The sequence below is a fragment of the Curtobacterium sp. PhB130 genome, from assembly GCF_003755165.1.
Lineage (GTDB): Bacteria > Actinomycetota > Actinomycetes > Actinomycetales > Microbacteriaceae > Curtobacterium.
The window spans coordinates 221474-243696 of the sequence record NZ_RKII01000008.1 but is presented as its reverse complement, the minus strand read 5'-3'; the positions used below and the strand labels follow the sequence as shown (position 1 = coordinate 243696).

The window sequence follows — 22223 nt, the reverse complement described above, 5'->3', positions numbered from 1 at the left end:
TCGACCTCGTGGTGGACCCGGGCATTTCGCCCGTTGGACGGAACGCGCGCTCACGCGGTTCGGACGGGACCCGAACGTGGCACCGCGCCCGCGCCCGCGCCCGCGCCGCGCCGCCCGCCCGCGCCCTACGCCATCTCGCCCGCGCCGATGGCCTCGGCCTCGACGGGCTCCGCCTCCGCGCCGTCGTCGACCCGCCGCAGCACCCGAGCGGTCACCAGCGTGACGACGAACGCGACCGTGACCGACGCCCCGGCGAACACGTAGGCAGCCGAGGGTGAGTACGCGTCAGCGAGGAGCGTGGCGACCGGCGGGGCGATCGCGCCACCGATGAAGCGGACGGCCGAGTACGCGCTCGATGCGACGGAGCGGGGGAGGTCCGTCGCCTCCATCACGCACTCCGTGAGCACCGTGTTGAGGACACCGAGCACGAGTCCGCCGATGACCACGCAGATGATGAGCCCGACCTGCGACCGCACGACGATCGCGGCGGCGAAGAGGTCCAGCGCGAGCAGGGGCAGCGCGATCCGCAGCACCGTCGTCCGACGGAGCCGGGCGGTGAGCATCGGCGCGACCCAGACCGAGGTGATCGCCAGGCCGACGCCCCAGCCGAAGAACGTGAACCCGATCCCGAGCGCCCCGAATCCGAGCGGGAAGGGCGTGTAGGCGAGCAGGACGAAGAACCCGATGTTGTAGAACAGCGCGGTCGCGGCGAGTGCGGCGAGTGCCGGCCGGGCGAGGGCACGGAACGGCGCGGAGAGCTTCGTCGGGGTGGGCTTCTCGAGGCCGGAGGACTTCAGCAGGACGACGATGGCGATGAACGCGACGGCCATCAGGGTCGTGACGCCGAAGAACGGACCGCGCCAGCTGATCGAGCCGAGCAGGCCGCCGACGAGCGGGCCGATCGCGATGCCGAGGCCGAGCGCGGCCTCGTACAGGATGATCGCGGAGGCCGTGCCGCCGGAAGCGGCGCCGACGATGGTGGCGAGCGCGGTGGAGATGAACAGCGCGTTCCCGAGTCCCCAGCCGGCGCGGAAGTCGATGATCGTCCACACGTCGTTCGACACCGCGGCGAGCACCGAGAACACCACGATGAGGGCGAGCCCGATCATCAGGGTCTTCTTCGCGCCGATGCGGCTCGACACCCAGCTGGTGAAGAACATCGCGACGCCGGTGACGGCGAGGTAGCTGGTGAACAGGAGCTCGGTCTGTGCCGGGGTCGCCTTGAGGGACGCCGCGATCGCCGGGAGGATCGGGTCCACCAGGCCGATGCCCATGAAGGCGACGACGCAGGCGAACGCGATCGCCCAGACCGCCTTGGACTGCTTCAGGATGCTGCCCTTCTGCGAAGGAGCGTGGGCAGGGGCGTGCGCGTTCACGCGGTGATCTCCGTTCTGGTCCTCGATGCGATGAGGGCCGATGCTTCGTGCAGGACGTCCCACTGGTCGTCGTCGAGGTCCGCGAACACCGGGCCGACGGTGCGCGTCAGGGTGACGCGCCACTCCGCCAGGCGGGCGATCCCCGCGTCGGTGATCTCGATGAGCTGGCCGCGGGAGTCCCCGGGGTCGACGGACCGTGAGACGAGGTCGTCGGCGAGCATGCCGGCGACGAGGCGGGTCATGGTGGGCTGGGACACGCGGGACGCCTTCGCGAGTTCGCCGAGCCGGAGCGGCTGGTCGGTCTCGAGGATGCCGAGCGTGCGCCACACCGCGGGGGACGTCGTGTTCCCCGTGGACTGGACGGCGGTGCGGATCAGGCGGTTCACGGACACCAGGAGCGTCTCGATCGTCTGCTCGCGCGATGTTTCCATAGCAGAACTATATAGCGTTGCTATGAATCAGGCAACAGGTCGCCCCTGGTAGACAAGAGGCATGAGCGACATCACCATCCACGAGGGCGACGAGTACACCGCCATCTTCCACCAGGGCCCCTTCGACGGGACGACGGACACCCGCACCGCCACCGGCGACGCGGTCGAGGACGAGGTCACGGTGTTCGCGGACGTCGAAGGCCTGCAGACCGCCTTCACCTACAAGGCCACGCACACCCGTCAGGTCCTCGACCAGACCTCCGTCGACTACACCTGGGTCCCGAGCGAGTCCGACCCGGTCGACGACCTGCAGGACCGCGGCGACCGCAGCGGCGAGTTCGACCGGGAGTAGTCCGACCCGCCCCGACGTTGCAGGACGACATGCAGCTCGACCTCTGGACTTCCGCCTTCTGTGCGCCGTGCGCCGCCGCCCGCCGGGTGGCAGCCGACGCAGCGCGGCTCGTCCCGGGGCTCGACGTCGTCGAGCGTGACGTCGCGGCACACCCGGACGACGCAGAAGACCTCGGCATCCGGTCCACCCCCACGATCATCGTGCGGCGGGCGGACGGAGCCGAGGTCTTCCGTTCTCCCGGGGTCCCTTCGCGCGATCAGCTGCTGATGGCGGTCGCGCGCGCCGTCGACTGACGGCTCGGCTGGTCGCGGCTGGTTGCGTTCCAAACGGGCCGGACGGGAGGCTCGGATCACCTTTCCCACGCGCTGACCGCCCGACGGTGGTCACCGCGAGCGCGTGACCGTCGCCGTGCGCGCGTGCGCGGGTGCGCCGGTCGAGCGGGCGAAATGCCCGGGTCCGCGGCCGGGGTGACCAGGGTGTTTCGCCCGCTCGACCGAACGGGCGAATCACCCGGTTCGCGACAGGGGTGAGCGCGGGTCGCGCGTGCGCCGGTCGAGCGGGCGAAATGCCCGGGTCCGCGGCCGGGGCGACCAGGGTGTTTCGCCCGCTCGACGGGGCGGGCGGGTCCGAGGTCGGCGGAGTAACGGTGTGCGAGCTCACCGCGGGGAGCGCGGCTCGATCGGTAGGGTCGTCAGGTGCTCGGAGCGGAAGACGTCCTCGACCCACCGCCGCGGCGTGTGCTCGTGGCCGGGACCACCGGCGTCGGCAAGACGACCACAGCGGGGCGGATCGCTCGGGCGCTCGGCATCCCGCACACCGAGATCGACAGCCTCTTCCACGGACCGGACTGGGAGCCGCGTCCGACGTTCGAGGCGGACGTCGACGCCTACTCCGCCGAACCTGCCTGGGTCACCGAGTGGCAGTACAGCCAGGTACGGGCGATGCTGGCAGCCCGGGCCGACACCCTCGTCTGGCTCGACCTGCCGGTCCCGGTGGCGTTCTGGCGGCTGCTGCGGCGGACGGTCCGTCGTCGGGTCCGCCGGATCGAGCTGTGGAACGGGAACGTCGAGCCCCCGCTCTGGACCTTCTTCACGAACCGCGACCACATCATCCGCTGGGGGATGCGCACACGGCGGAAGATGCAGCAGATGGTCCCGGCGGTGGAACGGACGGCACCGCACCTGCGCATCGTGCGGCTCCGCTCCCGAGCGGACGTCGACGCGTGGGTCGATCGCCTGCCGCGCCCGTCGGAATAGAATCGTGGGCGTCCGCCTCCGTAGCTCAGTGGATAGAGCAGGTGGTTTCTACCCACCGTGCCGCGGGTTCGATTCCTGCCGGGGGCACCGACGACGAGGGCCGCCATCCGATCGGATGGCGGCCCTCGTGTCGAGCTGGAACGGATCGACTACTCGTCGTCCTCCGCGCGGCGACGCAGCTCGTTCGCGCTGATCGGCTGCGTGTGCGTCGCTTCGGAGGTCTCGTTCGAATCGGCGGGCTCGACGGGCGCGTCCGCGATCCGAGTCGGCACCGAGGTGGTGTTCGGCGTTGCGGCGGCGTCGATGGGGCCCGCGGTGAGCTTGCCCGGCTCGTCGCCTCGTACGTCGTTGCGGGGCGCGTCGTCCACCACATCGGTGTTGTCGTCATCCGACTGGTTCGACGTGGGAGCCGGGGACCGGGGGGACCCGAGCGCCGGGCGCACCGGGGTCTGGTCGTCGCCGTAGGGACGCGTCACCCCGTCGCCGTACGACCGCGTCTGACCGTCCGAGATCGGAGTGGTCGCGTTCGGATCCGTCGTCCGGACCGGGGTGTCGGCGTTCCGGGTGGCACTGAACGCAGCGGCCCCGGCCGGCGCGACCGCGGCCGTGGACGCGGCGGCTGCGGGGGTGCCCTGCGGGGCGGGGGAGGGAGTGCCTCCCGGGCGGGGTGCAGCGGGGCGGAGCGACGTCGTCGTGGGAGTCGGGGCGGGCGTCGTCGGTGCCGCTGCCGGACGCTTGGCGTCCGTCTGGTCGGCGCTCCAGTCCTGCTGACGCTTGATCAGGTCGGCATCCGGGTCGGGCGACTCGAACTTCCAGCGCTCGAGGTCGCTCTTGAACAGCTTGCGGGCGCGACCGGGACGGGCCTGCCAGTCGAGGAGGCGGTCACGGAACTCCGCGAGCGACTGCTCCGCCTGGAAGCTGAAGGTCGAGGAGTTCTTCTTGATGTCGGCGATCTCGTGCTGCGCCCAGTTCGCCGCGAGCGGCGCGCCGGCGATCGGCAGGAGTCGGAGACGGATGTCGGCGTCCTCGGCGAGGTGGTCGGCGTAGTTCCGCTCGTCGTGCCCGAGCGTGCCCCACGTCGCGGCCTTGCGCGCGGCGGAGATGATCGCGGCGACCGCCGCGTTCTTCGATTCACGCTCCTGCAGCGACACGACGCGCTTGGTGGCGCCGCGGCCGATGAGCGCCGCGACGACACCGGCCACGATGATCGCCACGAAGGGGATCAGCGCTCCGGAGATCACGCGCCAGCCCGTGTCCGACGCGGTCCAGTCGATGAAGTCGTTCCACCAGTCCATGCGCGCACCATATCCACGTGTGGGTCGGTTCCAGGGGAGATCGGGCGGCGTTCCGTCCATCCGGTCGCACTTGATTCCAATGTGGAACATCATGCGAGAGGCGTCAGGATCACCAGCGGAGGCAGTCCACAGCGTCGTCCGCGGACCACACGTTGGGGAGTTCGACGAAGCGGCGTTCGGCAGCGACGTACCGACGCGCCCGGTAGGCGGTGTCGCCTGCGACGTCGACGCGGTCGACGTAGCCGACGATCTCGCCGTTCGCACGGGTGACGCGGGCGAGGTCGTCCCGCACGTCGAGGATCCGGAGGTCGCCGCGGGAGCGGGCGACGGGGTGCGCAGTGCGGATGCGCAGGCTGGGTTCGATCGTGGTCTGCATCGTGGTGCCTCCTGTTCCGTGTCGGTGACGTTCGTGTCGTCGACGCCGAGGTCGGTGACGTTCGGGTCGGTGTGGTGACGACGGTACGGGCGACCACTGACACGCTGGAGGTCAGCTGGACGACCGGGGAACAGTGCGGACCCGAAGTGTGTTGTGGAGGAGGTGTCCCCCAACTCGGAGCTCTCCGGAGCCCAGGAAGGCTAGGTTGTGCCCATGACCACGTTCGTGCTCGCAGGTGGATGTTTCTGGTGTCTCGACGCCGTGTACCGCACGCTCCAGGGTGTGCAGGACGTCGTGTCCGGCTACATCGGAGGGACCGTCGATGACCCCTCGTACGAGCTGGTGTGCACCGGCAGGACCGGGCACGCCGAAGCCGTCGCAGTGACCTTCGACGAGTCGGTCATCCCCGCTGACGTCATCCTCGACGTCTTCTTCACGCTCCACGACCCGCGCCAGCTCAACCGGCAGGGTGCCGACGTCGGCACGCAGTACCGCTCGGCGATGTTCCCCGCGGACGACGAGCAGCGCGCACTGTTCGAGAAGGCGATCGAGCGCGCGTCGGACATCTGGGACGGCGGGATCGTCACGACGATCGAGCCGCTCACGACGTTCTTCCCGGCGGAGGACTACCACCAGGACTTCTTCGCGAAGAACCCCGGCCAGGGCTACTGCCTCGCGGTGGCGCTGCCGAAGGTGAACAAGGTCCGCAAGGCCTACAGTCAGTACATCCTGGCGTCCTGAACCACGGGCGTCGGGGCCACAAGGAGGTGGTCGCACGATGACGAACAACACGACGACGACGACGAACGACACGACGACGGCAGGGACGTGGGTCGCGGTCGGACCGGCGGGCGCGGTGGGCAGCATCCATCGCGCGCCGGACGGTTTCCGGGTCGAGCTCTACGGTCACCGTGGCGCCAGGAGCGGGACGTACCCGACCCTGGAGACGGCGAAGGGCGCGGTCCACGCGGCACTCGGACCGCTCGCGTCGCGTCCGGAGTTCCACGCGCACTGACCGGTGACGGTCCGGTGCGTCCCGGCAGGACCGGCCTGGAGGCTCGGGGGACTCCTCCTCCACAGGTCACCTGATCGGGTCAACACCCCACACATCGAGCCTCGGCCCGCCTCGGCGGTCCGGGGCTCGATGACGATCGGTGCATGAACGACACCATCACCATCTGCGGCATCGTCGCGACCGAGCCGCGTCACCTCGTCACCGAGACCGGCATCGCCATCACGAGCATGCGTCTGGCATCGCCGTCCCGTCGCTGGGACCGTGCCAACGCCACCTGGACCAACGGTCCGACCAACTGGTTCACCGTCACGGCCTTCCGGTCCCTCGCCGCGAACGCGCACAAGTCGCTGAAGAAGGGCGACCGCATCATCGTGACCGGGCGGGTCCGCATCCGGACGTGGGAACGCGACGGCCGCGGCGGGACCTCGATCGAGATCGACGCCGAGGGCCTCGGGCACGACCTGGCGTGGGGGATCAGCAACTGGATCCGGGTCCCGCGCCACGCCTCGGAAGCATCGGCGGCGCCGGGGAGTAGTCCGCGGGTGAACCTCGCCACGGGAGAGGTCGGCGGAGCCGACGCCGGACCGCGTGCCGAGGTCGGATCGCGGGATGCCGATGCGCAGCGCGATGCCGACGCGCAGCGCGATGCCGACGCGCACCTCGGCGGAGGCCATCACGACGAACTGCCCGAAGCCGCTGCGGCAGCTGCCGCAACGGAGGCACTGCACGGCGACGACGTGCATCCCGTCTTCGCGCCGCCCGCCGACCTCGACGTCGCATGAGCGTCGGGTCGGCGGTCACGCTGGGGCGCAGGTTGCTCGCATGCAGCGGGCTGCTCGGGGCGCTGCTCCGCGGACCGCTCCGCGGACTGATGCGCGGACTGATCCGCGGAGCGGACCGCCCGTTCCTAGTACGCCTGCGCGATCATCGCGATGCCGGCCACCTCGGTCGTGTCCCAGTTGCCGCCCTTCGGCAGCCCGGTGACCCGGCCGTCGATCCAGAAGCTCGCACCCTGGTTCTTCGCGGAGTTGAACTGCCGCGCCTTCAGCCCGTGGAACGAGAACCCGGTGTTCCAGGTCCCGGCGAGACCGATCTGGCCCGGGTGCGCGCCGACCGTGATCTTCACGTCGCGGATCGACGAGTGCACGACGTCCCCGTTGAGCCGCGCGTTGCCCTCGGCGTTGAAGAAGAACCGGCCCTGCAGCTTCATCGACACCGCAGCGATCGTGTGCCCGTTCACCAGGAACGTGGCGACGTCGTTCTGGTACCACCGCATCTGCACCGGGGTGAGGTTGTGGGACGCCGCGCCCAGGTACCCGTACGTGAACTTCCCGTTCTGCACGCGCTCCCAGATGTAGCGCGGGTTGCCCTTGCTCGTGGCCGAGCCCTTGTCGGACTGGATCCCCACCGCGAAGGCGTTGTTGTGGGCGTCGTGCACGTTGATGTACGACGAGTACCCGGTCCCGGAGCCGTTCTCCGAGATGTTGGCGGAGTACACCATGTACGGCGTCCCGTGCGGGGCGACGGTGGCGGCGGACGCGGACGCGCCACCGGGGACGACGAGACCGACGAAGAGGGCGAGTGCCCCGACGGCGGGCAGGACGATGCGACGAAGTCGAGTGGTCGACATGAACGTGTTCCTTCGGTCAGTTCGCGTCGGGTGTGCCGGACGAGGTTCCTGGGGGTCGTCCGGCCGCGAGGGGGTGGGTCTCACGGAGCAGGGCGAAGTCACGCTACGTCGATCACCGCGAGATGAACACCCCCCGTCGGCGCGACACGGCGCTGAGCGGACAGGGCACTACGGCCGGTAGGCTGGTCCGCTGAGTCGCTCGACGAACAGGATTGGGTTTTCACGTTTTGGCTGAGTACATCTACCAGATGGTCCGCGCCCGCAAGGCGGTCGGCGACAAGCTGATCCTCGACGACGTCACGATGTCGTTCCTCCCCGGTGCCAAGATCGGCGTCGTGGGACCGAACGGTGCCGGTAAGTCGACGATCCTCAAGATCATGGCGGGGCTCGACACCCCCTCCAACGGTGAGGCCAAGCTCACGCCGGGCTTCACCGTCGGCATCCTCATGCAGGAGCCCGAGCTCGACGAGACCAAGACGGTCCTCGAGAACGTCCAGGAAGGCGTCGGCCCGATCAAGGACAAGCTCGACCGCTTCAACGAGATCTCCGCGTTGATGGCCGAGCCGGATGCCGACTTCGACGCGCTCCTCGCCGAGATGGGCACCCTGCAGGAAGAGATCGACGCCGCTGACGCGTGGGACCTCGACTCGCAGCTCGAGCAGGCCATGGCCGCGCTCCAGTGCCCCCCGGGGGACGAGCTCGTCACGCACCTCTCCGGTGGTGAGAAGCGCCGCGTCGCGCTCTGCAAGCTCCTGCTCCAGAAGCCCGACCTGCTCCTCCTCGACGAGCCCACCAACCACCTCGACGCCGAGAGCGTGCAGTGGCTCGAGCAGCACCTGCAGCAGTACCACGGTGCCGTCCTGGCCGTGACCCACGACCGGTACTTCCTCGACCACGTCGCGCAGTGGATCGCCGAGGTCGACCGCGGTCGCCTGTACCCGTACGAGGGCAACTACTCGACCTACCTCGAGAAGAAGCGTGCCCGCCTCGAAGTCCAGGGCAAGAAGGACGCCAAGCTGGCGAAGCGCCTGTCCTCCGAACTCGACTGGGTGCGCAGCAACACGAAGGGCCGCCAGGCGAAGTCCAAGGCCCGTCTCGCCCGCTACGAGGAGATGGTGACCGAGGCCGAGCGCACGCGGAAGCTCGACTTCGAGGAGATCGTGATCCCGGTCGGCCCCCGACTCGGCTCGCAGGTCATCGACGCCGAGAAGCTGCACAAGCAGTTCGGTGAGCGCGTCATCATCGACGACCTGTCGTTCACGCTGCCCCGCAACGGCATCGTCGGGGTGATCGGCCCGAACGGCGTCGGCAAGACGACCCTGTTCAAGACGATCGTGGGCCTCGAGCCGCTCGACGGCGGCACGCTGAAGATCGGCGAGACGGTCGACATCTCCTACGTCGACCAGAGCCGTGGCGGCATCGACCCGAACAAGAACCTGTGGGAGGTCGTGTCCGACGGGCTCGACTACATCCAGGTCGGGAAGACCGAGATCCCCTCTCGCGCCTACGTGTCGCAGTTCGGGTTCAAGGGTCCGGACCAGCAGAAGCGTGCGGGCATCCTCTCGGGTGGTGAGCGCAACCGTCTGAACCTCGCGCTCACGCTCAAGCAGGGCGGCAACCTGCTGCTCCTCGACGAACCGACCAACGACCTGGACGTCGAGACCCTCGGCAGCCTCGAGAACGCGCTCCTGGAGTACCCCGGTTGTGCCGTGGTGATCACGCACGACCGGTGGTTCCTCGACCGCATCGCGACCCACATCCTCGCGTGGGAAGGCCTGAACGAGGACGGCACGCCGAACTGGTACTGGTTCGAGGGCAACTTCGAGGCGTACGAGGAGAACAAGATCGAGCGTCTCGGCGCCGACGCCGCGAAGCCGGGTCGCGCGACGTACCGCAAGCTCACGCGGGACTGACCCCGTGGCGAGGCTGCACGCGCCGGTCCGCATCCGCTGGAGTGACATCGACGCCTACGGGCACGTGAACAACTCGGCGATGCTGCGCCTGCTCGAAGAAGCCCGTGTGCTCGCGTTCTGGGCGCCGGACCCCGACGAGGTCGACGAGTCGGGGTCCGCGCCGGAGCCGATCATCGACGGGCGCCCCGGCTCGGGCACGATGACCGTGATCGCGGCGCAGCGGCTCGAGTACCTCGCGTCGACCCCGTACTTCCGGCGTCCGCTGGACATCCAGCTGTGGATCGGGCGGATCGGGGGCGCGAGCCTCGACATCTCGTACGAGGTCTGGTCCCCTGCGGGTCACGAGCCCGCGGAGCTGTACACGCGGGCGACGACGGCGCTGGTGATGGTGGACGCGACGACGAACCGCCCGCGGCGACTCACCCCGGCCGAGCGTGCAGCGTGTGAGCCGTACGTCGAGGACCCGGTGGTCTTCTCCCGTCCGTAGAACGGCCGGAGCGAGGACCCGGTGGTCTTCTCCCGTCCGTAGAACGGCGGAGCAATCCCGTGCCTCAGCGCGGGATGCGCATCATCCCCTCCTGCGCGACACTCGCCAGCAGGCGTCCGTCGCGGGAGAACATCCGACCGAACGCGAGTCCCCGGCCGCCCTGCGCGCTCGGGGACTCCTGCGTGTACAGGATCCACTCGTCGGCCCGGCCGTCCCGGTGCCACCACATCGCGTGGTCGAGGCTCGCGCTCTTGACCCCCGGAGTTCCCCAGGCGACGCCGTGCCGGCGCATGATCGGCTCGAGGATCGACAGGTCGCTCGCGTAGGCCAGGACCGCTCGGTGCAGTGCCGGGTCCGCGGGGAGGTCGCCCTGCACCCGGAACCAGACGGCCTGGTGCGGCACGTGTTCGCCCTGGACGTCGACGAAGACCGGGCCCTCGACGTGCCGGAGGTCGATCGACCGTTCGGCCCAGGCACGGGCGACGGGGTGGTCGATCGCGGACAGGATCGACGCGGCCGAGGGGAGCGACTCCGGTGACGGCGTGTCGACGGGGAACGGGTCCTGGTGCTCGACCCCGTCGTCCTCGGTCTGGAACGACGCGATCATCGAGAAGATCGGCACACCGTTCTGGTACGCCTGCGCTCGACGTGCGGCGAAGGAGCGGCCGTCGTGGATGCGCTCGACGCCGAACGTGATCGGCGTCTCGATGTCGCCCGGGCGGAGGAAGTACCCGTGGACCGAGTGGATGGCCCGGTCCTCGATGGTGGACTGCGCCGCGACGATGCACTGTGCCAGGACCTGCCCGCCGAAGACCCGTCCGCCGGGGGACCAGTGGCTCGCCCCGGTCAGGATCGTCTCGCGCGTCGACGCGCCCGTGTCCTCGAGTCGCAGGGTCCGCAGGAAGTCCGGTTCGCCGTTCACCACTCCCGCAGTCTACGAACGACCGGGTCGCGCCGCGCGGACCCCGAGCTGACAGCGCGTCCCGGTAGGATCGGCGACGACATGAGCACCTCGTTCACGCTGCCCGACGCCGCCTCCTTGGGAGACCTCCGCACGTACCTCGGACGTGCTGCGCGCGTCGAGGACGGCTCCGTCCGACTCATCGCCGACTCGGGGGTGCTCGCGGTCTACACGGCGATCATGTACCCGATCGGCCTGCTCGACGAGCTCCCGACCGTCCTCGGCCTGCGCACCTTCTCGCTGACGCAGCCCGCGTCCATCGACGCGGTCGTGCCGCTGGCGTCGTTCCAGGAACGGCTCCGGCTGCTCGCCGAGGCGCAGGACGCCGAGCACGCCGAAGGCGCGGACCCCACCCGTGCCACCCCGATCGAGGTCGAGCTCCCGCACGAGGTCCACACGGTCACCTGGGCGGCGATCTCCCCGCCCCGCGGCGGCTGGATCCCGCTGCCGGACATCTCGGCCGAGCTCCTCCGCCGTGCCGCGAAGGCCGGCATCGCCGAGGTCGCCGACGCCGTCCCGACCAATGCCGGAGAAGCGATCGTCCGCAAGGTCCGTTCCGAGGTCTGGGGTGCGCCCATCCCGGGCATCGAGCACGTCCCGGCCGGTGCGGGCTTCGCGGGGGAGAGCCTCGGGTTCCTCGGGCACGACCCGGTGCGGTTGTTCGAGACCGGCCCGTGGAGCCGCCTGACGACGTCGCGGGGCCACGTCCTGGTGAAGCGTCGCGCCTGGACCCTCGCCTCCTAACGAGCACCGAGCACCGACCAGCGACCGACGAGCACCGACCGGCGACAAGCGACCGGCGAGCACTGACCAGCGACCGGCGAGCACCGACCGCCGAGCACCCACCAGCGCCGGACCAGCGCGTGGTTGGCTGGGACCATGCACGTCTTCCTGACCGGCGCGTCCGGCTACATCGGGTCCTCCGTCCTCCGCGCACTCGTCGCCCGTGGGCACGACGTCACCGCGATCGTCCGCTCCGACCAGAAGGCGCAGGCAGTCCGTGACGCCGGCGGCCGGGCGCTCGTCGAGGACGTCACCGACACCGACGTGGTCGAGCGGCTCGCGCACGAGGCCGACGCCGTCGTGCACACCGCGAGTGCGAAGGACGTCGACGAGGCCTTCATCGCCACCGTGCTCGGCGCGTTGGAGGGTACCCCGAAGCCCTTCGTCCACACGGGTGGCATCTTCACCTTCGGCAACTCGACCGACATCTCCGAGCAGTCCCCGGCGTCACCGCCCGCGATGACGGCGTGGCGCGGTGCGAACGAGGCCGTGGTCCGCGCGAGCTCCGTGCGCACCACGATCGTCGCTCCCGGCATCGTGTACGGGCACGGTGCGGGCATCCCGGCGATGTTCGTCGGCGACGGCGAGCACGAGGTCCGCCTGGTCGGGGACGGCTCCGAGCGGTGGGCGACGGTGCACACGGACGACCTCGGCGCGCTCTACGTGCTCGCGCTCGAGCGCGGTGAGCAGGACGGCTACGTCCTGGCGGCGACGGGCGACAACCCGACGGTCCGGGAGATCGCCGAGGCGGCGGCGCACGGCTCGCCGGTGGTGGCGGAGAGCGTCGACGAGTCGCGTGCGCGGCTCGGTACCGAGTACGCGGACGCGCTCCTCATGCACCAGGAGTGCTCGGGCGCACATGCGCGTGCCGCCTACGGCTGGCAGCCGACGCGTCCGAGCCTGCTCGAGGACCTGGCCACGGGCTCCTACGCGCGCTGACACACCGCACTCGCGGCGAGACGCCGCACACTCGGCGAGACGCCGCCGGATCAGGCGGCGTCTCGGCCACAGAACGGCGCATCGCAGGCGGGGCGGCGTCTCGACGCGGGTGCGGCACCGTGGACGTGACCGGATGACGGACGGGAGGCCCGGTGCCAGCTGGCACCGGGCCTCCCGTCCCTGCGGGCGTGCGCCCGGATCGTCCGTCAGTCGAACGCGTTGGTCATCGCGTGCGCGGCGCGGTCGAGGTACGCCCACAGCTCCGCCTCGTCGAGCGGCGCGAGCCCCAGGGACTCGACCGCTTCGCGCATGTGGTGCAGCCAGCGCTCCCGCGCCTCCGAGGTGATGCGGAACGGCATGTGCCGCATGCGCAGGCGCGGGTGGCCGCGCTCCTCGCTGTAGGTGCCGGGGCCGCCCCAGTACTGCTGCAGGAAGAGCGACAGGCGTGAGATCGCGCCCTCGAGGTCGTCCTGTGGGTACATCGGCCAGATCACGTCGTCGGTCTGGACGCCGTCGTAGAAGCGGCGCACCAGGCGGTCGAACGTCGGGGCACCGCCGATGCGCTCGAAGAGGGATCCGGTCGCCGACGCGCCGCCCATCCCCACCCGGAGGGTGATCGGCTGTGCGGGCACGCCGCCGGGGCCGGTTGGCAGACCCGGGGCAGGAGTGTCGGTCATCGGTCGTCCTTCCGGGGCTCGGTCCGGTCGGTCTCGATCGGCTGCCCGTACACGTTCGTCTTCTTGCCGCGCCGGGGCTTCGTCGGTGCCGGCGTCGGCTGGGTCCTGACGGCGCGCAACCCGTTGATGGAGGTCGCGTTCTCCCAGCCCTGGGGCATGATCATCGCCATCGCGGGGAGGGTGATGCCGATCTCGTCGACCGCCTGCTTCAGGCGGATGCGGAGTTCACGGCCGACGACGTCGAGCTCGGACGCGCGGGTCTTCACGACCAGGCGGAACACCATGCCCGTGTCGCTGATGGACTGCAGCCCCCAGATCTCGGGCTTCTCGACGATGCGCTGCCGCCAGCGGGGCTCCTGGGACATCCGGACGGCCGCCGCGAGCAGGGCGTCCTGCACCGCGTCGACGTCGGTGTCGTAGGGCACGGTGATGTCGACGAGCACCCGCGACCAACCCTGCGAGAGGTTGCCGACGCGCAGGATCTGCCCGTTCGGGACGAACCACAGGATGCCGTTCACGTCACGGATCTGCATGACCCGCAGCCCGACGTTCTCGACCACGCCGGTCGCCTGCCCGGTGTCGACGACGTCGCCGACGCCGGCCTGGTCCTCGAGGATCATGAAGATCCCGGAGAGCAGGTCCTTCACGATCGACTGCGCACCGACGGCCAGACCCGCGGCGACGAGGGAGGCACCGCCGACGATGCCGACCGCGGCGTTCGGGATCACCTGCGGGATGATGATGACGAGCGCGATGACGACCACGATCACGGTCGCGAGGTTCTCCAGCACACTGCCGAGCGTCCGGGTGCGCTGGACGACACGCGCGGTCTGGACGGGCGAGGCGATGAGCGCCTGCGTGTCCGTCGCTCCCTGGCGCTTCTTCACGCCGTTCACGACGCGGTCGACGATGCCCTTGATCGAGTGCCGGAGGATCACCCGGAGGATGATCGCCGCGAGGATCGTGATGACGATCACGATCGGGACGTGCCAGGTCTCCACGAACTGGGTGAACGCGTTCGAGATGAGCTTCGAGGTGTCGTCTGCAGCGGAGGTCATATCCGGTCGATGCTAAAGGGCGGGGCCTTGGCGCTCCTGGATGAACGCCAAGGCCCCGCCGATCGGGTTCAGACTCAGGCGTCCGCGGCCTGGACCCGCAGGGCACGCTCGGTGCCCGCCAGGTTCTCGGTCACGATGCGACGGAGCGCCGGGGTCTCCGGGTGCGCGTCGAGCCATGCGGTCGCGGCGTCACGGAGCTCGACCGATGCGAGCGGCGCCGGGTAGAGCCCGGTGACGATCGTGTCGGCGATGTGGTAGCTCCGCTCGGCCCAGATGCGCGTCAGCACGTCGAAGTACTTCGCGACGAGGCCCTCGAGCACGACCGGCGAGTTCGCGTGCTGGAACCCGACCGTCGTCTGGCGCACGATCGCGTTCGGCAGCGCGTCCGAGTCGACGAGCGAGGAGAACGCCGCGAGCTTGCCCTCGGCGGTGGGGATCGTCGCGCGTGCCCGAGCGGCGGCCTGCTCGCCCGAGGCGGTGCGATCCGCCGCGAGCTCGGCATCCACCTCGGCGTCGCCGGCGGCACCCGCGAGGACAAGGCCCTCGAGGAGCTCCCAGCGCAGGTCGGTGTCGATCTCGAGCCCGCTCAGCGTGACCGAGCCGTCGCGGAGCCCGGACAGCGTCGCGACGTGTTCCGGCGTGGAGGCGATCTGCGCGAAGAACTTCACGAACTGGAACTGTGCGTCCGAGCCGGCCTCGGCCGAGGCCGCGAGCTGCCAGAGCGTCTCGCCCACGGTGCGGATCGTGGCGTCGGCCTTCGCCGGTGCGACGTAGTTCCGTGCGGTGAGGAGCAGCTGCGAGAGCGTCGTGCGGATCGTCGTCGACTCGGTCTCGGTCGCGATGTTGCCGAGCACGAGGCGGACGTAGTCGCTGGCGGGGGACTCGGCGTCGCGGGTGGCGTCCCACATCGCGCCCCACACGATCGAACGCGCGAGCGGGTTCGCGATCGAGGCGAGGTGCTCGATCGCGGTGCGGCGGGACTGCTCGTCGAGACGGATCTTGGCGTACGCCAGGTCGTCGTCGTTGAGGAGCACGAGGTCGCCGCGGTGCTGGCCGACGAGCTCGGGGACTTCGGTGCGGGCACCGTCGACGTCGATCTCGACGCGGTGGATGCGCTCGAGCTTGCCGCCGGAGGACGCGGTGTCAGCGCCGAACGGTGCGTCGGCGTCCTGCTGGAACGTGTAAACGCCGATCGCGAGGCGGTGCGGGCGGAGCGTCGGGTAGTCCGCCGGTGCTTCCTGCAGCACCGCGAACGACGTGATCACGCCGGACTCGTCGGTCTCGATCTCCGGGCGGAGCGTGTTCACCCCGGCGGTCTCGAGCCACAGCTTCGACCACTCGGTGAGCTCACGGCCGCTCGTGGTCTCGAGCTCGACGAGCAGGTCCTTGAGCTCGGTGTTGGAGTGGTGGTGCTTCTTGAAGTACGCGGACACCCCGGCGAAGAACGCGTCGATGCCGACCCACGCCACGAGCTGCTTCAGGACGGAGCCGCCCTTGGCGTACGTGATGCCGTCGAAGTTGACCTGCACGTCTTCGAGGTCGTTGATCGTCGCGACGATCGGGTGGGTCGAGGGGAGCTGGTCCTGGCGGTAGGCCCAGGACTTCTCCATCGCCTGGAACGTCGTCCAGGCCTCGGTCCACTCGGTGGCCTCAGCGGTGGCGATCGTCGACGCCCACTCGGCGAAGGACTCGTTCAGCCAGAGGTCGTTCCACCACTTCATCGTGACGAGGTCGCCGAACCACATGTGCGCGAGCTCGTGCAGGATCGTGACGACCCGGCGCTCCTTGATGGCGTCCGTGACCTTCGAGCGGAAGACGTAGGTCTCGGTGAAGGTCACCGCGCCGGCGTTCTCCATCGCACCCGCGTTGAACTCGGGCACGAACAGCTGGTCGTACTTCTCGAACGGGTACGGGACGTCGAACTTGTCCTCGTAGTAGGTGAAGCCCTTGCGCGTGATGTCGAACACGTACTCGGGGTCCAGGTACCCGGCGAGCGACTTCCGCGCGAAGATGCCGAGGGGGATGGTGCGGCCGTCGCTCGAGGTCAGCTCACTGCGGACGACTTCGTACGGACCGGCGACGAGCGCGGTGATGTAGCTCGAGATCCGGGTGGTGGGCGGGAAGGCCCACGTGGCGATCTCGCCGTCGACGCGGGGCTCGGGCGTGGGGGAGTTCGAGACGACCTGCCAGCGCGACGGTGCGGTGACGGTGAAGGTGAACTCGGCCTTGAGGTCGGGCTGCTCGAACACCGCGAACATCCGGCGGGAGTCGGGCACCTCGAACTGGGAGTACAGGTAGACCTCGTCGTCGACGGGGTCCACGAAGCGGTGGAGGCCCTCACCGGTGTTCGTGTAGAGGGCGTCGGCCACGACCACGAGCTCGTTCTCGGCCTGCAGGTCGGCGAGCTGGATGCGGACGCCGTCGTTCACGGCCGCGACGTCGAGCGCGGTGCCGTTCAGTTCGACGGAGTGCACGGCCTTCGTGATCGCGTCGATGAAGGTCGACGCACCGGGCGTCGCGGTGAAGCGCACCCGGGTGGTGCTGCCGAAGGACTCGGCCCCACGGGTGAGGTCGAGCTCGACGTCGTACGACTGCACGTCGACGATCGCGGCACGTTCCTGGGCTTCGATACGGGTGAGGTTCTCTCCTGGCACGGACGCTCCATGGTTGCTGGCGCGGACGGTCGATGTCCGCGCATCGGTGTTCCCGCATGGCGTCGTGCACCGGCGGGACGTGTGAGAGCCAGCCTAGCGAGCGCGCGTACGCTCGCACCGTGACCGAGACGACTGTGGACAACCCGACCGCGACCAGCCCGACGACGACCCCTGTGGAGTTCTGGTTCGACCCGAACTGCCCGTGGGCCTGGATGACGAGCCGCTGGGTCGGCGAGGTCGAGGCGCAGCGTCCGCTCGACGTGACCTGGAAGGTGATGAGCCTCTTCGTCCTCAACGAGGACCAGGACGTCCCGCCGGAGTACCAGGAGCGCCTGGCCGCCGGCCAGGTCTACCCGCGCCTCGTGACCGCGGCGAAGCTCCGGCTCGGCGACGGCATCGTCAAGCCGCTCTACGACGCGCTCGGCGAGCACATCCACCACCGCCAGGAGAAGAACCCGGAGGAGGTCGTCCCGGCCGTCCTCGCCGAACTCGGCCTGGACGCCGACCTCGCCGAGTACGCGTGGAGCGACGAGGTCGACGCGGCGACACGTGCGAGCCACCGCGACGGCATCGAGCGCGTCGGCCAGGACGTCGGCACCCCCGTCATCGCCGTCGAGGGCACGGCCTTCTTCGGTCCGGTCATCTCGCCGGCCCCGAAGGGCCAGCAGGCCCTCGACCTCTGGGACGGCGTCGTCGCCGCCGCCCGCTACCCGGGCTTCTTCGAACTCAAGCGCTCGCGCACGGTCGGCCCGGTCTTCGACACCGTCGACTGACGGGAGGCCCGGCGCCCGTCCGGCAGACACCCTGCGGAAGCGTCCTCCGCGCCCTGGTAGTGTTCCTCCCGTCCGGTGAAGTATCAGGGGCCGCGAACACCGATCGGACGTACGGATGAGCTCGCTCGTCTCGCCCGCGGCGCTCGACGAGGTCCGCCTGGACATGGGCGCGCTGCTCGCGGCCGCCGATGCGCTCCGCGCCGCGGCGGGTGAGGTCGCCACGGGCTCGGAGGAAGGCGATCGTTCGTGGTCCACCATGCCGGCAGGCTTCGACATGCCCGGCGTCAGCAGTGCGATGCCGTTGATGACTCGTCGCTCGTCGGCGGTCGCCGCGGCGCTCGCGGACAGCGCAGACTCCCTGCACGGAGTGCTCGACGCCGCGTCGTTCGAGTTCACCGAGCTCAAGAGCAGGCGGGCTGCGCTCGTCGAGCGGATCGAGTCGTTCACGTCCGAGGTGGGCTCCGCCGTGGCTCACCACGACGGAGCTCTGCCAGAGTCGCCGGTCGTACCCACGCCTTGGCCACAGGTAGAGGCGCTCGCAGTCGAGAACGCTGCCCTGACCCATGCCGTTGACTCGTGGAACGAGCACTGGCGTGACTGGCAGCAACGCCTCGCCTCTCGTGTCCGGCGCATCGCCGGGGGAGAGACGACTGCCGGTCTCGCAACGGACGGGACCGACGTCCGGACCGCGAGCCTCGTGGCGCCGATCCCCCTTCCGGGCTTCCCGTCAACGCCGTTCCAGTTCCCGTGGCCGTGGCTCGGTGCAGCCGGCGGCGCTGCTGCGGGCACGGGGAGCGCTGCCGGCGGTCTCTCGGCGCTGGGTCCGTTGGGCATCCTGTTCGGACTCAGCGGTGACACGAAACGGGGACAGCGCTCCCCACCGAGAGGTGGACACGCCTGAAGAAGTCGTGCAGGCCTGGCGTGACATCAGCCGCGGGGGGAAGGTCGCAGCGGACTCCACGCCGGATCGCATCGCAGTGGTGCTTCCGGACGGGACTCGCGTCCAGTATCGACGAGACAGCAGGTCCGGTGGTCCGGTCGTCGAAGTCCAGCGCCATGGCGCGAAGCCCGTCAAACTGCACATGCCCAAGGGGGCGGACGCCCACGATCTGCCCGATGACGCGAAACCAGAGGGACTCGATTGAACGAACTGACCTACTACGTCCTTGCGACGACCCACAGTGGTACGGGCGAGAACCTCTGGGGTTGGACGGCAACCTTCGAGATCGAGCGACACCGGCCCCGCGAAGAGACGCGCGAATGGATCCTCGACAACCTTCGTGATCTGCTCGCTGAGGGGCTCGTGTCCGTGGGCAACTACGAGCCGGACGGACCCGGACGTGCAGGCTGGGACGAATGGCAGGGCACTCCTGACGAGATCGTCGAACGAGTCGCTGCGATCTACACCCTGGAGACGGGGGAAGTCGAGGTGCCGTTCTGGCCCTGCTACATCATGGACACCCCGAAGGGCGATGCCCTGTTCGAATCCGAGCGCGCCCGTCGGATCGCTGCCGGTCTCGATCCCATGGCGAGGGACGACGGTATCTGGGACCAGGACGGCAACGTCATCGAGGCGCACGGCGACGAGATCGTGCTCTGACGCCAAAGCCCGCGCCGACCCGCGTCCGCGGCCCCGGCGCGGTCAGTCCAGCGGCAACCGCATCAACGTCAGGTCGAGCCACCGGTCGAACTTCCGCCCGACCTCCGGCAGCACGGCAACGACCTCGAACCCGAGCCGCTCGTGCAGCGCGATCGACCCGGTGTTGGCGCTGCAGATCCCGGCCATCATCACGTGCAGGTCCTGCGCCCGGGCGTGTTCCACGAGCGCGCGCATGAGCACCGAGGCGATCCCGCGCCCGCGGAACGCCGGGACCACGTACACGCTGTGCTCGACGGTGTGCCGGTACCCCGGGTGCGGCCGGAACGGGCCGTACGTCACGTAGCCGGCGACGACCCCGTCGACCTCGGCGACGTACACCGGCAGTCCCGCGGCGCGACGGTCCGCGAGCCAGGTGTCGAACCAGGGGCGGGGGTTCGGGACGTCCTGCCAGATCGCGGTGGTGTGCAGGACGGCATCGACGTGCAGCGCGTGGACGACGTCGAGGTCGCGCGGCTCGCAGTCGCGCACGAGCACGTCCGGCTCCGAGGACCGACCATTCGTCGCATATGCTGTCGCCATGTCTCAGATCGTAGACGATGAGCGGCTGCTCGGCGAACGGCTCCAGTCCCTCCGCACCGAACGCGGGTGGAGCCTCACCGAGCTCGCCGAGGAGTCCGGCGTCTCCCGCGCGATGATCAACCGCGTCGAACGCGGTGTCTCGAGCCCCACGGCGACGATCCTCGGACGCCTCTCGGGTGCCTTCGGGATGACCATCTCGCAACTGCTCGACGAGGGCCAGGGGCACCACCGCGACACGGAGCCGGGAACCCCCGAGGACGCGACCGGCGTCCAGCGCGGCGCGACCGCCGACCACTGGACCGATCCCGAGACCGGGTACCGCCGCCGTCCCGTGTCGAGCGCGGACTTCCCCGTGGACGTGACCGAGGTGCGCCTCCCGGCCGGTCGTTCCGTGACGTACCCGGCGTCCGCGTACGCGTTCCTGCGGCACTGCATCTGGGTGGTCGAGGGCGAGCTGGAGCTCGTCGTCGGCGGGGAACCCGTCGCGCTCGCAGCGGGGGACCGCATCGAGCTGGGGGACCCGGCGGAGGTGACCTACCGGAACCCCGGCGACGACGACTGCCGGTACGTCGTCATCGTGGCCAGGGGCACCCGCGGTCGGGAATAGGATCGGGACCATGCGCATCCACCTCGGAACGGACCACGCCGGCCTCGAGTTCAGCAAGACCCTCGCCGCCCACCTGACCGACGCCGGTCACGACGTCGTGGACCACGGTCCGACCGAGTACGACGCGCTCGACGACTACCCCTCGTTCTGCATCAACGCCGCGCACGCCGTCGTGCAGGACCAGCTGGCCGGCGTCCAGGCGCTCGGCGTCGTGTTCGGCGGTTCGGGCAACGGCGAGCAGATCGCCGCGAACAAGGTCACCGGCATCCGGGCCGCACTGGTGTGGAACGAGTCCACCGCGCTCCTGGCCCGCCAGCACAACGACGCGAACGTCATCTCGATCGGTGCGCGCCAGCACACCGAGGCCGAGGTCATCGACTTCGTCGACCTGTTCATCGCCGAGCCGTTCTCGGGTGAGGAGCGCCACGCCCGCCGGATCGCGCAGCTCGCCGAGTACGAGCAGACCGGTGTCATCGCCGGCAAGCAGATCGACGCGTAAGGCACGACGAGTACACAGGTCCCATGCCCGAGGGTCACTCCGTCCACCGCATCGCCAACCAGTTCACCCGGCACTTCGTCGGCAAGCGTTGCGAGGTGTCGAGTCCGCAGGGCCGGTTCGCCGCGGGCGCCGCGCAGCTCGACGGCAAGCGCATGATCGCGGCCCGCGCGGTCGGCAAGCAGATGTTCCTCGAGTTCGAGGGCGACCTGTTCCTCCGCGTCCACCTCGGGCTCTACGGGGCGTGGGACTTCGCGGGGGACCTCTCGACGGCGACCGCGCTGTCCTCCGACGCCGACGGCGAGGAGTCGTTGACCTCGATCGGCGCACCCCGCCTGGCGCGGTACCGGATGGCCGAGCAGGAGAAGGTCGAGGACCCGATCGAAGCGTTCCCGCCGGACCCGGTGGGCCAGGTGCGCGTGCGGCTCCTCACCGAGGACACCGTCGCCGACCTCCGCGGCCCGACCGCGTGCGTGGTCGAGAACCCGACCGAGGTGCAGCAGGCGCTCGACAAGCTCGGCCCCGATCCGATCAACGACGACGGTCCGGAGGCCGAGAAGATCTTCGTGGACAACGTCCGGAAGCGGAACGTCGCAATCGGGCAGCTGCTCATGGACCAGGCCGTGGTGAGCGGCATCGGCAACATCTACCGCGCCGAGCTGCTGTTCCGGCAGCGGATCGACCCGTACAAGGTCGGCAAGAAGATCACCGTCAAGCAGGCGAAGGCGCTCTGGGCGGACTGGTCGAAGCTCCTGCACGACGGAGTCCGGGACGGCCTGATGATGACGATGGACGGGCTGTCCGAGGCGGAGTACAAGAAGGCGCAGAAGTCCCGGAAGGACCGGCACTGGGTCTACCACCGCACCGGCGAGCCCTGCCGGGTGTGCGGCACCGAGATCCGGATGGCGGAGATGGCCGGCCGGAAGCTCTACTGGTGCCCCAAGGACCAGAAGTAGCCGCGGCGC

Annotated in this window: 26 protein-coding genes and 1 tRNA gene; 17 read left to right on the top strand and 10 right to left on the bottom strand. The window is 69.9% G+C overall.

Annotated elements, in window-relative coordinates; all coding sequences use genetic code 11:
* Positions 1–125 precede the first annotated feature (125 nt).
* A complete protein-coding gene (locus EDF24_RS11185; protein WP_123654011.1) occupies positions 126–1376 on the bottom strand; it encodes an MFS transporter in 1251 nt (416 codons plus the stop codon).
* Complete coding sequence (locus tag EDF24_RS11180) at positions 1373–1807, bottom strand: MarR family winged helix-turn-helix transcriptional regulator (protein WP_123702915.1); 435 nt, start codon at positions 1805–1807, stop codon at positions 1373–1375. Before EDF24_RS11180 ends, EDF24_RS11185 begins: the two co-directional genes overlap by 4 nt.
* 61 nt (positions 1808–1868) lie before the next feature.
* On the opposite strand from EDF24_RS11180, the gene EDF24_RS11175 reads away from it, so the two are divergent.
* The 4 genes from EDF24_RS11175 to EDF24_RS11160 all read left to right on the top strand — a co-directional run bounded on the left by EDF24_RS11175 (position 1869) and on the right by EDF24_RS11160 (position 3502).
* Positions 1869–2159, top strand: a complete 291-nt coding sequence (locus tag EDF24_RS11175) for an oligoribonuclease (protein WP_123702913.1) — start codon at positions 1869–1871, stop codon at positions 2157–2159.
* 29 nt (positions 2160–2188) lie between these two features.
* Positions 2189–2452: a thioredoxin gene (locus tag EDF24_RS11170; protein ID WP_123702911.1), complete on the top strand. Its 264-nt coding sequence runs from the start codon at positions 2189–2191 to the stop codon at positions 2450–2452.
* A gap of 402 nt (positions 2453–2854) precedes the next feature.
* Positions 2855–3415, top strand: a complete 561-nt coding sequence (locus tag EDF24_RS11165) for an AAA family ATPase (RefSeq protein WP_123702909.1) — start codon at positions 2855–2857, stop codon at positions 3413–3415.
* Positions 3416–3429: 14 nt separating this feature from the next.
* A tRNA-Arg gene (locus EDF24_RS11160) sits at positions 3430–3502 on the top strand.
* Between the two features lie 62 nt (positions 3503–3564).
* Here the strand turns inward: EDF24_RS11160 and EDF24_RS11155 are convergent.
* Both EDF24_RS11155 and EDF24_RS11150 read right to left on the bottom strand, forming a co-directional pair.
* Entirely contained in the window at positions 3565–4710 is a 1146-nt protein-coding gene (locus EDF24_RS11155) for a hypothetical protein (RefSeq protein ID WP_123702908.1), read from the bottom strand.
* 109 nt (positions 4711–4819) lie between these two features.
* Positions 4820–5086 (bottom strand): hypothetical protein, encoded by a 267-nt coding sequence (locus tag EDF24_RS11150; protein ID WP_123654005.1) that lies wholly within the window; start codon positions 5084–5086, stop codon positions 4820–4822.
* A 213-nt stretch (positions 5087–5299) separates the two neighbouring features.
* Between EDF24_RS11150 and msrA the strand changes: the two genes are divergently transcribed.
* The 3 genes from msrA (at position 5300) to EDF24_RS11135 (ending at position 6883) form a co-directional block, all read left to right on the top strand.
* On the top strand, positions 5300–5827 hold the full coding sequence (gene msrA, locus EDF24_RS11145; protein WP_123702906.1) for a peptide-methionine (S)-S-oxide reductase MsrA: 528 nt from the start codon (positions 5300–5302) through the stop codon (positions 5825–5827).
* 37 nt (positions 5828–5864) lie between these two features.
* A complete protein-coding gene (locus EDF24_RS11140; RefSeq protein WP_123654003.1) occupies positions 5865–6101 on the top strand; it encodes a methyltransferase in 237 nt (78 codons plus the stop codon).
* A 143-nt stretch (positions 6102–6244) separates the two neighbouring features.
* On the top strand, positions 6245–6883 hold the full coding sequence (locus EDF24_RS11135; protein ID WP_123702904.1) for a single-stranded DNA-binding protein: 639 nt from the start codon (positions 6245–6247) through the stop codon (positions 6881–6883).
* Positions 6884–7008: 125 nt separating this feature from the next.
* Here the strand turns inward: EDF24_RS11135 and EDF24_RS11130 are convergent, their stop codons facing one another.
* On the bottom strand, positions 7009–7731 hold the full coding sequence (locus EDF24_RS11130; protein ID WP_123654001.1) for a hypothetical protein: 723 nt from the start codon (positions 7729–7731) through the stop codon (positions 7009–7011).
* 227 nt (positions 7732–7958) lie between these two features.
* Here EDF24_RS11130 and ettA point away from each other — a divergent pair, with 227 nt between their 5' ends.
* Together ettA and EDF24_RS11120 are read left to right on the top strand one after the other, a co-directional pair.
* Positions 7959–9644 (top strand): energy-dependent translational throttle protein EttA, encoded by a 1686-nt coding sequence (gene ettA / locus EDF24_RS11125; RefSeq protein WP_123654000.1) that lies wholly within the window; start codon positions 7959–7961, stop codon positions 9642–9644.
* A gap of 4 nt (positions 9645–9648) precedes the next feature.
* Entirely contained in the window at positions 9649–10131 is a 483-nt protein-coding gene (locus EDF24_RS11120; protein WP_123653999.1) for a thioesterase family protein, read from the top strand.
* Positions 10132–10195: 64 nt separating this feature from the next.
* Here EDF24_RS11120 and EDF24_RS11115 read toward each other — a convergent pair whose 3' ends face one another.
* Positions 10196–11053 carry an acyl-CoA thioesterase II gene (locus EDF24_RS11115; RefSeq protein WP_123703472.1) on the bottom strand — a complete coding sequence of 286 codons (858 nt, stop codon included), beginning with the start codon at positions 11051–11053 and terminating at the stop codon, positions 10196–10198.
* An 81-nt stretch (positions 11054–11134) separates the two neighbouring features.
* Here EDF24_RS11115 and EDF24_RS11110 point away from each other — a divergent pair, with 81 nt between their 5' ends.
* Together EDF24_RS11110 and EDF24_RS11105 are read left to right on the top strand one after the other, a co-directional pair.
* Positions 11135–11836, top strand: a complete 702-nt coding sequence (locus tag EDF24_RS11110) for a hypothetical protein (protein WP_123702902.1) — start codon at positions 11135–11137, stop codon at positions 11834–11836.
* 135 nt (positions 11837–11971) lie between these two features.
* Entirely contained in the window at positions 11972–12814 is an 843-nt protein-coding gene (locus EDF24_RS11105; protein ID WP_123702900.1) for an NAD(P)H-binding protein, read from the top strand.
* 206 nt (positions 12815–13020) lie between these two features.
* On the opposite strand, the gene EDF24_RS11100 is transcribed toward EDF24_RS11105, so the two are convergent.
* From EDF24_RS11100 to pepN, 3 genes are all read right to left on the bottom strand, one after another.
* Complete coding sequence (locus tag EDF24_RS11100; protein WP_395867903.1) at positions 13021–13491, bottom strand: globin; 471 nt, start codon at positions 13489–13491, stop codon at positions 13021–13023.
* On the bottom strand, positions 13488–14549 hold the full coding sequence (locus EDF24_RS11095; protein ID WP_123702896.1) for a mechanosensitive ion channel family protein: 1062 nt from the start codon (positions 14547–14549) through the stop codon (positions 13488–13490). Before EDF24_RS11095 ends, EDF24_RS11100 begins: the two co-directional genes overlap by 4 nt.
* Before the next feature lie 74 nt (positions 14550–14623).
* Positions 14624–17203 carry an aminopeptidase N gene (gene pepN / locus EDF24_RS11090; protein ID WP_123653994.1) on the bottom strand — a complete coding sequence of 860 codons (2580 nt, stop codon included), beginning with the start codon at positions 17201–17203 and terminating at the stop codon, positions 14624–14626.
* Between the two features lie 119 nt (positions 17204–17322).
* On the opposite strand from pepN, the gene EDF24_RS11085 reads away from it, so the two are divergent.
* From EDF24_RS11085 to EDF24_RS11075, 3 genes are all read left to right on the top strand, one after another.
* On the top strand, positions 17323–17976 hold the full coding sequence (locus EDF24_RS11085) for a DsbA family protein (RefSeq protein ID WP_243698290.1): 654 nt from the start codon (positions 17323–17325) through the stop codon (positions 17974–17976).
* A gap of 115 nt (positions 17977–18091) precedes the next feature.
* A complete protein-coding gene (locus EDF24_RS11080) occupies positions 18092–18877 on the top strand; it encodes a hypothetical protein (protein ID WP_123702892.1) in 786 nt (261 codons plus the stop codon).
* A gap of 240 nt (positions 18878–19117) precedes the next feature.
* On the top strand, positions 19118–19576 hold the full coding sequence (locus EDF24_RS11075) for a hypothetical protein (RefSeq protein WP_123702890.1): 459 nt from the start codon (positions 19118–19120) through the stop codon (positions 19574–19576).
* Positions 19577–19618: 42 nt separating this feature from the next.
* Here the strand turns inward: EDF24_RS11075 and EDF24_RS11070 are convergent, their stop codons facing one another.
* Positions 19619–20155 carry a GNAT family N-acetyltransferase gene (locus EDF24_RS11070; RefSeq protein WP_123653993.1) on the bottom strand — a complete coding sequence of 179 codons (537 nt, stop codon included), beginning with the start codon at positions 20153–20155 and terminating at the stop codon, positions 19619–19621.
* Here EDF24_RS11070 and EDF24_RS11065 point away from each other — a divergent pair.
* From EDF24_RS11065 to EDF24_RS11055, 3 genes are read left to right on the top strand one after another with little or no spacing between them, the layout of a single operon-like run.
* Positions 20154–20762, top strand: coding sequence for an XRE family transcriptional regulator (locus EDF24_RS11065; RefSeq protein ID WP_123653992.1), 609 nt, complete (start codon positions 20154–20156; stop codon positions 20760–20762). The two genes, EDF24_RS11070 and EDF24_RS11065, sit on opposite strands and share 2 nt — an antisense overlap.
* Positions 20763–20772: 10 nt before the next feature.
* Positions 20773–21261 (top strand): ribose-5-phosphate isomerase, encoded by a 489-nt coding sequence (locus tag EDF24_RS11060; protein WP_123653991.1) that lies wholly within the window; start codon positions 20773–20775, stop codon positions 21259–21261.
* Between the two features lie 23 nt (positions 21262–21284).
* Entirely contained in the window at positions 21285–22214 is a 930-nt protein-coding gene (locus EDF24_RS11055) for an Fpg/Nei family DNA glycosylase (protein ID WP_123702888.1), read from the top strand.
* Positions 22215–22223: the final 9 nt, after the last annotated feature.